The 13,252-nt window shown below is 35.0% G+C and carries 13 protein-coding genes; all 13 read left to right on the top strand.

Annotated features, from left to right (window positions below):
* The first annotated feature begins 66 nt into the window (after positions 1-66).
* The 13 genes from NNH57_RS24260 to NNH57_RS24320 all read left to right on the top strand — a co-directional run bounded on the left by NNH57_RS24260 (position 67) and on the right by NNH57_RS24320 (position 13,240).
* Positions 67-2,472: a glycoside hydrolase family 31 protein gene (locus tag NNH57_RS24260; protein WP_074406184.1), complete on the top strand. Its 2,406-nt coding sequence runs from the start codon at positions 67-69 to the stop codon at positions 2,470-2,472.
* A 133-nt stretch (positions 2,473-2,605) separates the two neighbouring features.
* Positions 2,606-3,421: a M48 family metallopeptidase gene (locus tag NNH57_RS24265; RefSeq protein WP_074406771.1), complete on the top strand. Its 816-nt coding sequence runs from the start codon at positions 2,606-2,608 to the stop codon at positions 3,419-3,421.
* Between the two features lie 149 nt (positions 3,422-3,570).
* Positions 3,571-4,890 carry an MFS transporter gene (locus tag NNH57_RS24270; RefSeq protein WP_074406183.1) on the top strand — a complete coding sequence of 440 codons (1,320 nt, stop codon included), beginning with the start codon at positions 3,571-3,573 and terminating at the stop codon, positions 4,888-4,890.
* Positions 4,891-5,090: 200 nt separating this feature from the next.
* Complete coding sequence (locus NNH57_RS24275; protein WP_074406182.1) at positions 5,091-5,570, top strand: lipocalin family protein; 480 nt, start codon at positions 5,091-5,093, stop codon at positions 5,568-5,570.
* A gap of 17 nt (positions 5,571-5,587) precedes the next feature.
* A complete protein-coding gene (locus NNH57_RS24280; protein ID WP_074406181.1) occupies positions 5,588-6,280 on the top strand; it encodes a YiaD family glycine zipper/OmpA-like lipoprotein in 693 nt (230 codons plus the stop codon).
* Positions 6,281-6,360: 80 nt separating this feature from the next.
* Positions 6,361-7,491, top strand: a complete 1,131-nt coding sequence (locus NNH57_RS24285) for an NAD(P)/FAD-dependent oxidoreductase (protein WP_108807583.1) — start codon at positions 6,361-6,363, stop codon at positions 7,489-7,491.
* The gene (locus NNH57_RS24290) at positions 7,485-8,204 is read left to right on the top strand and encodes a methyltransferase domain-containing protein (protein WP_108807569.1); all 720 of its coding nucleotides are present in this window, start codon (positions 7,485-7,487) and stop codon (positions 8,202-8,204) included. The genes NNH57_RS24285 and NNH57_RS24290 overlap by 7 nt, the downstream gene beginning before the upstream one ends.
* 19 nt (positions 8,205-8,223) lie before the next feature.
* Positions 8,224-9,276 (top strand): type III polyketide synthase, encoded by a 1,053-nt coding sequence (locus NNH57_RS24295; protein ID WP_108807568.1) that lies wholly within the window; start codon positions 8,224-8,226, stop codon positions 9,274-9,276.
* Between the two features lie 51 nt (positions 9,277-9,327).
* Positions 9,328-10,119 carry an SDR family oxidoreductase gene (locus NNH57_RS24300; RefSeq protein ID WP_108807567.1) on the top strand — a complete coding sequence of 264 codons (792 nt, stop codon included), beginning with the start codon at positions 9,328-9,330 and terminating at the stop codon, positions 10,117-10,119.
* A gap of 14 nt (positions 10,120-10,133) precedes the next feature.
* Complete coding sequence (locus NNH57_RS24305; RefSeq protein ID WP_074406176.1) at positions 10,134-10,616, top strand: hypothetical protein; 483 nt, start codon at positions 10,134-10,136, stop codon at positions 10,614-10,616.
* Positions 10,600-11,067 (top strand): 3-hydroxyacyl-ACP dehydratase FabZ family protein, encoded by a 468-nt coding sequence (locus NNH57_RS24310; protein ID WP_234423335.1) that lies wholly within the window; start codon positions 10,600-10,602, stop codon positions 11,065-11,067. Before NNH57_RS24305 ends, NNH57_RS24310 begins: the two co-directional genes overlap by 17 nt.
* A gap of 3 nt (positions 11,068-11,070) precedes the next feature.
* Positions 11,071-11,973, top strand: a complete 903-nt coding sequence (locus tag NNH57_RS24315) for an alpha/beta hydrolase (RefSeq protein WP_108807565.1) — start codon at positions 11,071-11,073, stop codon at positions 11,971-11,973.
* On the top strand, positions 11,966-13,240 hold the full coding sequence (locus NNH57_RS24320) for a beta-ketoacyl-[acyl-carrier-protein] synthase family protein (RefSeq protein ID WP_108807564.1): 1,275 nt from the start codon (positions 11,966-11,968) through the stop codon (positions 13,238-13,240). Before NNH57_RS24315 ends, NNH57_RS24320 begins: the two co-directional genes overlap by 8 nt.
* The last annotated feature ends 12 nt before the right edge of the window (positions 13,241-13,252 follow it).

Below are 13,252 nucleotides of genomic sequence, written 5' to 3' on the forward strand. Positions count from 1 at the left end.
GTATATAATAATTTTATAAACAATTAGGAGTTTCCCAAATCTAACTAATCGAAAAAAGAGAACAGTATGATTATCAATACAGAACTAGAACAAAAAGGAAATTTGTTTCCTGGTAAGATCATTTCCTTTTCGCAACATGTAGATACTCTAAATTTTACCACAGAAAACGGAGTAATTCTACAGGTTACTATTCTTAGAGGAAGTGTAATTCGTTTTCGATATGCTACCGATAATAATTTTGAAAAAGACTTCTCTTATGCTATAAGTGAAACAGGAGCCAGGGGGTATAGTATGCTAAAAGTGATTGAGACTGATGCAGAATATACTATTACAACTTCAAAAATTAGTATTTGTATTACTAAAGCAAATATTCATGTAACTATTTATGACAATGAAAGCAACATAATCTGTAAAGATGATTGGGGTTTTCATTGGGAGCAAAGCTATGAGTATGGGGGGAATATTGTAAAAATGAGTAAATCTGCACCACAGGGTGAGTGTTACTACGGCCTTGGAGATAAACCAATGCATCTTAATCTAAAAGGAAAACGTGTAGAAAATTGGGCAACCGATCAATATGCCTTTGGCAAAGACCAGGATCCACTATATAAGAGCGTTCCTTTTTATATCGGGATGTACGAAGAAAGAGCCTATGGGATATTTTTTGACAATACCTTCAAAACCTTTTTTGATTTTTGTCATGAGCGACGTAATGTAACTAGCTTTTGGGCTCAGGGAGGAGAGATGAACTATTATTTCTTTTATGGCCCTAATATGCAAGATGTGGTTACACGATATACAGATCTAACCGGTAAGCCCGAGTTACCACCACTATGGGCTTTAGGATATCATCAATGTAAATGGAGTTATTATCCAGAGAAAAAAGTAAAAGAAGTAACTCACAAGTTCAGAGAGCTTCAAATCCCTTGTGATGCCATATATCTTGATATTGATTATATGGATGGTTTCAGGTGTTTTACCTGGAATAAAGAATATTTCCCAGATCCAAAACGTATGGTTGCAGAGCTGGCAGAAGATGGGTTTAAAACAGTAGTTATCATTGATCCCGGAATTAAGATTGACGACGAATATTCTGTATATCAGGAAGCGATGAAAAATGATTATTTCTGTAAAAGAGCCGATGGTCCCTATATGCGAGGAAAAGTATGGCCCGGAGAATGTTTCTTCCCAGATTTCACTAATCCAAAAGTAAGAGAATGGTGGGCTGGATTATTTAAAGAAATAATTGATGAAATAGGAGTAAAAGGAGTGTGGAATGATATGAATGAACCTGCCGTGATGGAGGTTCCCGGAAAAACATTTCCAGATGATGTCCGCCATAGTTATGATGGTAATTATTGCAGTCATAGAAAAGCACATAATATATACGGTACTCAAATGGCTAGAGCCACTTATGAAGGAGTAAAACGATTTGCATATCCTAAGCGACCTTTTATCATCACACGATCTGCATATTCTGGAGCACAACGTTATACTTCTTCATGGACAGGGGATAATGTGGCTACCTGGGAACATCTGTGGATTGCCAATATCCAGGCACAGCGTATGAGTATGAGTGGTATGTCATTTACCGGTAGTGATATTGGGGGGTTTGCAGAGCACCCAACAGGAGAACTATATGCCCGATGGATTCAACTGGGAGTATTTCATCCGTTCTGTCGTACACACTCCTCTGGAGATCACGGTAATCAGGAACCGTGGACTTTTGGAGAAGAAGTTGTAGATGTAACCAGGAAATATGTAGAATTGCGATATCAACTATTGCCATATTTATATACCATGTTTTGGGAATATGCAGAGGCAGGAATCCCCATGCTAAAATCTTTGGTATTGTATGACCAGGAAGATTTGCAAACCCATTATAGGACCGATGAGTTTATATTTGGAAACCAAATTCTGGTATGCCCGATACAAGAGCCTAATGCCAAAGGTAGAAGAATGTATATCCCTAAAGGATATTGGTATAACTACTGGACCAGAACATATGTAAAAGGAGGAAAAGAACAATGGGTAGATGCTGATCTGGATAGTATTCCATTATTTATTAAAGAAGGAGCAATTATACCTAAATATCCAATACAACAGTATGTAGGAGAAAAGAAGATAGAAGAATTAAAACTAGAAGCATACTATAAACTGGGAAATAAAGAAGTTTCCAAAGTTTATGAGGATGCCCAGGACGGGTATGATTATGCCAAAGGAAGATATAGTCTTAGAAGTTTTTCCTTTACAGGGAAAGAAAATGAAGTAATTATTCAGCAGCATAAAGATGGTAGTTATATTACCGAATATGAAACGATGCAAATAGAACTGATAGGGCTTCCGTTTAAAATAAATGAAATCGAAATTGATAATGTTGTAGTTTCATTTGAAAGTGTACGTTTTAATGCCAAAAATAATATACTAAGTGTTCCTAAAAGTTTTACAGAACTTCATATTATAGCTAAGTAATTACCTTTTATCGAGCAATAAGGCATTATATAGATTTTTTGAAATAAATATTAGTAGTTGTTTTTTGAAGGTAGCCTGTTATTTTCGTAATTTTAACAAAATGAAAATTCAAGATTAATATTAATATATGAACATGCGAAAATCTATAGTCCTATTAGGAACTGTTTTATTATTTATGTCCTGTGCGACAAATCCATTTACAGGTAAACAGACATTGGCATTAGTGCCTAACTCTCAGATTTTACCAATGGCTTTTCAGCAGTATAACCAATTCTTAGGAGAGAATAAGGTTATAAAAGGGACATCTGACGCACAAATGATTACTCGAGTTGGCCAAAAAATAGCAAAAGCCTCAGAACGCTGGTTAAATGCTAATGGTTATCAAGGGTACCTTAAAGATTATAAATGGGAATACAATCTTGTAGATGATAAAACTGTGAATGCCTGGTGTATGCCAGGAGGTAAAATTGTATTTTATACTGGGATTTTACCGATTGCAAAAAACGAAACTGGTATAGCCGCAGTAATGGGGCATGAGGTTGCTCACGCATTAGCGAATCATGGTCAACAGCGAATGAGTGCTGGTCAAATCCAACAAGTAGCAGGAGCAGCAACTGCAATTGCAGTAAGTGGGAAAGATCAAAAAACACAACAAATCGTTGGTACGGCATTTGGTTTAGGAAGTCAATTCGGAGTAATGCTGCCTTTTAGTAGAAGCCATGAAACAGAAGCAGACCGTATAGGATTACAATTAATGGCAATCGCTGGTTACAATCCTGATGAAGCTGCAGAATTGTGGAAACGTATGAAAGCAAATAGTGGCGGACAAGCCCCACCGGAGTTTATGAGTACCCATCCATCAAGTGATACGCGTATTGCTAATCTAACAGCATGGGCCCCTTCAGCAAGAGCTGAAGCCAAAAAATTTGGAGTAACCTCTTTTAAATAATTGTAAAGTTTATAATCTTAAAAAGATTATACTTACTTTAGAAGCTGTTCTGAGCAAATTCAGAACGGCTTTTTTTATATAAATTGTTATATTAAATCACTACTCGAAGTGATTATAATCTGATGGATATATCTTAACTTTATAAGTAAATGAGTAAACTACTACCAAAAGGGCATAAAAAATTATTAAATGCCTGGGCTTTCTACGATTGGGCAAATTCAGTATATAATTTAACGATTTCTTCAGCGGTTTTTCCCATTTTTTGGGGAGCACTCACTATAGTTAGAAATGATCAGGGAGAAATTGTTAATGATACAGTACGCTTCTTAGGGTACGATTTTAATAATGATTCCTTAATAAGTTATGTCACTGCTTTAGCATTTCTAACCGTATCTATAATTAGTCCATTACTTTCGGGGATAGCAGATTATGTGGGAAATAAGAAGAACTTCCTTAAATTCTTCTGTTATTTAGGCGCATTATCGTGTATTGGTCTTTATTGGTTTAATCTCGAGCACCTTTGGTTCGGATTGCTATGCTACTTCTTGGCTCTAATTGGTTTTTGGGCTAGTTTGGTATTTTATAACTCGTATTTACCAGATATCGCATTTCCAGAGCAACAAGACGCTATTAGTGCCAAGGGATATTCTCTTGGATATATAGGAAGTGTAATTTTATTGATAGTTAATCTTGTTATGATCTTAAAATATGAATGGTTTGGTTTTGAAAGTGAAGGTGTACCAACCAGATTATCTTTTGTTATGGTAGGAGTTTGGTGGATCGGATTTAGCCAATACACATATTATTATCTTCCGAAAGGGAATAAGAAAGATGTACTAACCAAAGCTGTGGTTTTTAATGGTTTTAAAGAACTGAAAATGATATGGAAAGCACTTCAGAATGATATAAAACTTCGTAGATATCTAAGTGCGTTTTTTGTGTATAGTATGGCAGTACAAACGATTATGCTTATTGCTACGTATTTTGGAATCGAAGAATTAGACTGGGGAGAACAAAACCCAACTACCGGATTAATCATAAGTATTCTGTTAATTCAGCTTGTTGCTGTACTGGGAGCATATCTTACTTCTAAAGCTTCTTCTAAATTCGGAAACATACAAACATTGATTGTAATTAACTTTATCTGGATTGGTATTTGTGTGTATGCCTATACAATTACCACACCATATCAATTTTATGTTACCGCAGCAATTGTAGGCCTTGTTATGGGAGGTATTCAAGCATTATCAAGATCTACATACTCAAAATTATTACCAGAAGATGCAGTTGATACGGCCTCATACTTTAGTTTTTATGATGTATCAGAAAAAATAGGTATTGTAATCGGAATGTTTTCGTATGGGATTATCGCTCAGGTAACCGGGAGTGTACGATATTCGATTCTTTTCTTAATCCTTTTCTTTGTGGTTGGTCTTGTCTTATTATTCAGAGTACCAAAAACAAAATGATTACATATTAAAACCTTGTAAGGTTTTTATAATAATAAGAAGAAGGGTAAAGGCAAAAAAAAATCTTTTATCCATTTTTTGTGTATTTCACCTAGTTTTTAAGATTATTTAGTCTGTGATAATTAAATATCATTTTGAAATATAATAATATTGGAAACGTTATCGTTATTAGCTATTTTTATATAATAAAACTCACGACAATGAAAAAACTTATGTTAGTGTTGGTAGTTGTACTACTGGCTTCCTGTAATACTACTCAACAAACCGTTATTGCAGCAAAAAAGACCTTGAAAGGGGAGTGGTCTCTTGATAAAATCTCTTATGACCGTCAGGGGATATTTGAAGTAAACCTGTATAATGATGCCTCTGCCGAATGTTTCACAGGAAGTGTCTGGAAATTTATCCCAAATAATAATACCGGAAAATATGAAGTAAATCAAAGTAGTTGTGTTTCTACAGGAGCAAGAAACTTTAGATTTACAATTCCTAAGCCAGAGGGTAATGGAGCCTATTATTTTATGTTTAAACCCATAAACGAAAAGAAAAAAAGCACAAATAATAATGCTGGTTACAGAATGCTTTTGGATCACCTTGATGATACTACTATGACATGGAAAATGACTGTGAGCCTAGAAGGGAAACCTTTTGTAATCACCATGAATTTTAATAAATTACAATAAACTCAAATCGATAAATGATGAAGACAAATCTTAAAAAAATAGTGGTTGCTGTAATGGCTGTTACATTTTTAACAAGTTGTGAAGCTGTTAAAAACTCAAATAACACACAAAGAGGAGCAGTAATTGGTACTGCAGCTGGAGCAGTGATAGGAGGAATTATAGGAAATAATGTAAAAAACAAAAACTCTGCACTGGGCGCTGTCATCGGTGGTGTCGTTGGAGGTGTTGCTGGTGGTGTAATCGGTAAGCAAATGGATAAACAAGCTCAGAAAATTGAGTCAGAAATACCAGGGGCCGAAGTAACAAGAGTAGGAGAAGGTATAGATGTAGTATTTGATGAGAATAGTGGAGTATATTTTGCTACAAATAAATCTACTCTTAATTCGAAGTCTAAAACTAATCTTAATAAATTAGCTGGTATTTTTAAAGAATATCCAGATACTAATATTATTGTAGAAGGACATACAGATAGTACAGGTGATGATAGTTATAATATGTCATTATCTCAAAAAAGAGCAAATGCTGTTACAAACTATTTAATATCTCAGGGAATAAGTAAGAGTCGTTTAACGACTTATGCTCACGGAGAGACACTTCCAAAATATGATAATGCAACTCCGGCAGGAAGAGCTAAAAATAGAAGAGTTGAGCTTGGTATTGTTGCTAATGATAAGATGAAGCAAGATGCACAAAAGCAAGTAAAGCAATAAATTTTTGTAATAAAACATTTAAAATCCCGACTATATAGTCGGGATTTTTTTATGCTTAATTTTTAATGTATCTTCAATACTTGGACACGTATTCACACATAATAATCATTGGCGGAGGGCTTGCCGGACTAACCAATGCTATTCACTTAGCTAAGGCAGGTATTCCTGTTACACTTGTCGAAATGAACACGTATCCAAAACACAAAGTATGTGGCGAATATATATCTAATGAAGTACTACCATATTTTGAATTTTTAGATATAGATATCAATGCTTTACAGCCTACCAGAATTTCAAAATTCATTATAAGTACACAAAAAGGAAAATGTATACAAAGTACATTGCCTTTAGGAGGTTTTGGAGTTAGTAGATATGCTCTTGATCATTACCTATGGAAAAAAGCAGCGGAGGCAGGAGTACAGCTAATACAAGATCAGGTAACCGATGTACATTATCACAATAATCGTTTCCAAATTAAAACAGCGGGCGATCGTGTCCTAACCAGTGATTATGTTATTGGTGCATATGGAAAACGGACTCAACTTGATAAAACTTTAAAACGAGATTTTAGTTATAGAAAATCTCCCTGGTTGGCTGTTAAGGCTCACTATAAGGCTGATTTTGATTCAAATACAGTCTCGTTACATAATTTTGAAGGAGGATACTGTGGTCTTTCTATGGTAGAAAACAACATCGTAAATGTATGTTATTTGGCTACTTATGACAGTTTTAAAAAATATAAAGATCTAGATAGCTTTCAAAAGGAGGTTCTGTGTAAGAACCCACATTTAAGTACATTCTTTAAGAAAGCCGAATCATTATTTGATATTCCTATTACGATAAGTCAGATAAATTTTGATAAGAAAAACCCTGTTGAAGATCACGTTTTTATGACCGGAGATGCTGCTGGTTTAATTCACCCCCTTTGTGGTAATGGTATGGCAATGGCAATACAAAGTGCTCAGATACTTAGCGAACTACTAATACATAATTATAATCAGGGTTTAATAACTCCCCGAAAAATAATAGAAATAGAATACACCAAACAATGGAATAAAGCATTTTCTAAAAGATTGTATACCGGTAGAGCATTACAAAAAATCTTATTAAATGATAGATTACAACAGCTTTCTTACACAATAACTAATATTATACCAGCTATTGTACCCAGAATTATAAAACAAACCCATGGAGAGCCTTTGATATGTTAGCAAATTTACAATATAGGAGTAATGAGGTAGAACTCATGGATAATCCAGAGATTGAAGAAAAGGCTTTGCAAATAGCATTATCCGATATTTCTAGAGTAAACAAATGGTTGGGAGGCAATGCAATTACTAGTAAGGCCGTACGCACTTTGGTTAAAAATCTTAATCCTTCACAAGAGATTACAATTCTTGATTTAGGTTGTGGTGATGGTGAGATGTTAAGAGCAATTGCTGATTCATTCAGAAAAGAAAAAAAGAATATAAAACTCATAGGTATTGATCTGAATAATAAATGCTTAGATTATGCTATCGAAACAAGTACTTCATATCCTGAAATATCCTTTTTTAACAAAAACATTTTAGAAATAGAAGCTTCAGAATTTTCTTGTGACATCATTATTTGTACGTTAACATTACATCATCTTAGAGACGAGGAGATTAAAAAAATTATTAAAAAAGCTGTTAACCTGGCAAAAACTGCAGTGGTAATCAACGATCTTCATCGTAGTGCATTGGCATATTATCTTTTTAAGATGTTTAGCTTCTTTTTTATTAAAGGGTATGTAGCAAAAAATGACGGATTGATTTCTATAAAAAGAGGATTCAAAAAACAAGAGTTGTTATATTTTGCTAAATCACTTCATCTACAAGAGTATAAAATAGATTGGAAATGGGCTTTCCGGTATCGGTGGATTATAAAAACTGCAAGTAAATAAAATTAAAAAAGTAAGAAAATTGAATGTAAAAATAACTGCTGTAACCAAACAACTCCCACAATACATGCGGGAGACAAAGGAAATATTACCCTTTGTCTCTGAATGGTTATCAGGCCAGAATGAACGTTTCAGACGTAAGGTGATTAAGATTTTTGAAAATGCAGCAGTAGATCGGCGTTATGGGATCATGAGTATCGAAGAAGTATTTTCGGCAACTTCTTTTGAGGAGAAAAACGATATCTATATCAGAGAAGTAAAGAAATTAGGGACTTCTGTTTTAAAAAAAGCTTTAGAAAAAGTCGATTGGGATCCTAAATCTCTTGATTATATCATTACTGTAAGTTGTACGGGTATTATGATTCCTTCTATTGATGCATTTATTATTAATGATCTTAATCTTAAACAAGATATTGTGAGATTGCCTGTTACAGAAATGGGATGTGCAGCGGGTGTTTCGGGGATTATTTATGCAAGAAACTTTCTGCAGGCTAATCCGGGAAAGAGAGCTGCGGTAATTGCCATAGAATCTCCTACGGCAACATTTCAGTTAGATGATTATAGCATGACTAATATGGTAAGTGCTGCTATTTTTGGTGATGGAGCGGCGTGTACATTATTATCATCAGAAGAAGATGCTACAGGTCCAAAAATTATAGGAGACGAGATGTATCATTTTTATGATGCAACAACAATGATGGGTTTTAAACTAACCAACGGAGGCTTGCAAATGATATTAGATCCTAAAGTACCAGAGACCATAGCGGCCCATTTTCCTAATGTTATCCATCCCTTCCTTGCAAAATATAACAAAACTATTGAAGAGGTAGATCATCTTATTTTTCATCCCGGTGGAAAAAAGATAGTACAGACAGTAGAAGAACTTTTTGGACATTTAGGAAAGAATATTGAGGATACAAAAACTGTTCTGATGGAATACGGTAATATGAGTAGTGCTACTGTGTTGTATGTATTAGAGCGATTCATAGAACAAAACCCGGAGCCAGGAGAAACAGGACTTATGCTTAGTTTTGGGCCAGGATTTTCTGCACAAAGAATATTGCTGGAATGGTAAAAAAGACTATTTTTCATTTCCGAGAAGGCGAAACTTTTTTAAATAAAACGTGTGAATAAAGATTTTATAGATAAAAATGAATGGGCACTCATCTTGGGTGGCAGTAGTGGTTTGGGCTTAGCCTCTGCCAAAAAACTAGCTTTACATGGCATGAATATTATCATTGTGCATCGCAATCGTAAAAGCGAAATGAATCATATTGAAGCTGATTTTGAAACAATAAGAGAAATAGGAGTTGGTTTTCTTTCATTTAATATAGATCTTTTGAAACCAGAAAAACGAATAGAGGTTATTGCCGAAATAAAAGATGCTATAGATGAAGGGCGCATAAAAACAATTGTACATAGCGTTGCAAAAGGAAATCTAAAGCCTATGATTGATGCCGAACATGTATTAAAGAATGATGATTTTCATTTAACTATCGATGCTATGGCAATTAGTCTTTATGATTGGGTTACATCGATTTTTAAAGCAACGTTGTTTGCAGAGGATACAAGAATTATTTCTTTTACCAGTGAAGGAAATACCAAGGCCTGGAGAAATTATGCAGCTGTTTCTGCTGCCAAAGTAGCCCTCGAAGCCATTACCAGAAGTATAGCGCTAGAATTTGCGCCTTACGGCATTAAAGCCAATTGCCTGCAACCTGGAGCAGTAGATACTCAATCATTACGAATGATCCCCGGTCATGAACAGATTGTGGAGCATAGTATAAAGCGTAACCCGTTTAATCGAATTACAACACCAGAAGATGTAGCAAATGTAGTGTATTTGCTATGTAAAGAAGAAGCCTCCTGGATTAATGGTTGTCTAATACCTGTAAATGGAGGCGAACATTTAAACTAATTATAGAAATAGATATGAAAAACATGTTAATTCTGTGTCTCCCAATTATGCTTTACATTCTGTCTTGTAAAGAAGATAGTAATAATACAGGAGATGTAGTTACCGGCGCAGATGATAATAAAGCAGAGATTATCAGTGTCGAAGTAACAGGAGAAGAGGGTAAGTATTCTTTTAATGTTGGCATTAAGAGTCCGGACAAAGGCTGTAATCAATATGCAGATTGGTGGGAAGTTATTTCTGAAGATGGAGAATTGTTTTATAGAAGAATTTTAGGGCATAGCCATGTGAGTGAGCAACCTTTTGTACGATCAGGCGGGCCAGTTCCTATTAAAAAAGATCAAATAGTATATGTGCGTGCACATATGAACACAAGCAAATATGGTGATAAAGTGTTTAAAGGTAGTGTAGCTATAGGGTTTACAGAAAGTACTTTGGAGAGCGAATTTGCAGATAATTTAGGAACAAAACAACCGCTTCCGAATGGATGCGCATTTTAAAACTCATTTAATTTTGATTATAGAAGATATTATACGAGAACTACCCTACAGCAAACCCTTTTTGTTTGTAGATGAAATTCTGGAGATTGATGATGATCATATAACAGGTAGTTATACATTTCTAAAGGATGAATATTTTTATGAGGGACATTTTAAAGACAATCCCATTACTCCTGGAGTAATACTTACCGAATGTATGGCTCAAATCGGGATGGCATGTTTTGGGATTTATCTTTTGAAAGGAGAATGGAGTAAGACCAATTTTGGAGTAGCAATGACCAGTAGTGATGTTAATTTTTACCACCCTGTTTATCCTGAAGAGAAAGTGACTGTAATTGCTACTAAAGAATATTTTAGATTTAATAAGTTAAAATGTAAGGTTGCTATGTATAATTCTGAGGACGTGTTGGTTGCTAAAGGAATTGTAGCAGGAGTAGCTTTTAAAAAATAAAAGATGAGTAGTATAGGATATTCGTTAGTGAAATTAGTACTTAGACTGAAAGGAGAAAAGAAATCCTGGTCTCAAGATCCTATTGAATACTATAAAAAAAGAAAACAAGATATACACACCCCTAATACAAAGCTTTTATTAGGTAGCACCTTTGAAACTAAAGAGGTATGCAATAGTAAAGTGACCAATATTGTCCCTAAAAATACCAATACAGATTTTTTGTTATTGTATTGTCACGGAGGAGCCTTTGTTTATGGCCCTACTCGAGAAAATTGGATAGCAATCGCTAAGATCGCAAAACAAGCACATTCTCATGCCTGGATGGTAGATTACCCAAAAGCACCAGAAAACACTATTAAAATAATAACAGAAAACATATATCAAGTATATCTCGAAGCGATAAAAGCATACGATCCATCCAAAATCATTCTAATCGGTGATTCTGTAGGCGGGAATTTGATAATGACTCTTACGCAACGATTGCTAAAAGAAGAATCTAAATTACCAAATAGGTTAATAGCGATTACACCAATGATGGATGCCAGCTTAACAAATCCAAAAATTAAGGAAATTGATTTGATAGATCCTATTCTTAGTGTGAAAGGAGTGAAATCTGCAAAGAAGATGTGTGCGGGTCAATCTTCGCTAAAAGATCAGATAATTTCCCCTGTATACGGTGATTTTGATAATTTTCCGCCAATACACCTGTTTACTGCTACAAACGACATATGTAGTCCGGATCAAGAGGTGCTAATAGATAAAATAAAAGAGGCACAAGGTAAAATAGAAGTTATTAAAGGAAAAGGAATGCCACATATATGGCCAATACTACCTATACTATCTGAAGCTAAAATTGCTATAAAGAAAATAGTATCGATTATTAACTCAGCTATAAATAATGAATAGAAGGCGCGTAGTTATAACAGGTTTAGGTGTGGTTGCTCCAAATGGAACGAACGTTTCAATTTTTGAAAAGCATATTCGTGATGGAGTAAGCGGTATACAGTATATGGCTAAATTAAATCATCTTAATTTTTCTTGTCAAATAGCTGGTTTTCCAATATATAGTAAAGATTATTTAAATAATTACTTTAACCCTATTCTACAACGAGGATTAAATGCTTCTGGTATGGAATATGGAGTTATTGCTGGTATTGATGCTTGGAAAGATTCCAAGTTACCTATCAATGATTCTGAAACACCACTTTGGGATGCTGGTGTTATTTTTGGAACCGGAATATTGGGTGTAGATAAATTTCGAGAAGCTATTTATAAAGTAGACGAAGGTAAAGTAAGAAGGTTGGGTAGTACCACAGTTGTTCAAACTATGGCCAGTGGTATAAGTGCTTTTTTAGGAGGTATGTTGGGATGCGGAAATGTGGTTACTACTAATTCTTCGGCTTGTAGTACAGGTACCGAAGCTATTTTGATGGCTTATGACCGTATAAGCGATGGTAAAGCAGAAATCATTCTGGCGGGTAGTACAAATGATAGTGGGCCTTATGTATGGGGAGGTTTTGATGCTATGCGTATTCTTCCATATAAGTATAATGATAATCCTACCAGTGCTTCGCGCCCTATGAGTGCTACAGCTAGTGGTTTTGTTCCTGGGAGTGGAGCAGGAGCTTTGGTTATCGAAAGCCTGGATAGTGCCCAAAAAAGAGGAGCTACAATTTATGCAGAAATTTTGGGAGGGCATGTAAATAGTGGTGGGCAACGTAAAGGAGGGAGTATGACAGCTCCTAATAGCGAAGCGGTACAGCATTGTATTCGTAAAGCGGTAGCGGATGCAGGAATAGATCCGGGAGAAATAGATGCAATCAATGGTCATCTAACTGCTACAACGATGGATAGTGTCGAAATACAAAATTGGTGCATCGCCTTAGGACGAAAGGGGCAGGGTTTTCCATATATCAATTCACTTAAGAGTATGGTAGGGCATTGCTTGGCAGCTTCTGGTAGTATAGAAAGCGTAGCAACTGTATTGCAATTAAAAGAGGACTTCATCTTTGGGAATATAAATTGTGAAGATTTACACCCCGAAATAGAAAATTTGGTATCCAGGGATCGAATTCCTACCAAAACATTTGACTATTCTCCCAAGATTATTGCAAAAGCTAGTTTTGGATTTGGAGATGTAAACGCTTGCGTTATCTTTAAGAAATACACATAAAATAGTATTAAA

It is taken from the genome of Aquimarina spinulae, assembly GCF_943373825.1.
Taxonomy (GTDB): Bacteria; Bacteroidota; Bacteroidia; order Flavobacteriales; family Flavobacteriaceae; genus Aquimarina; species Aquimarina spinulae.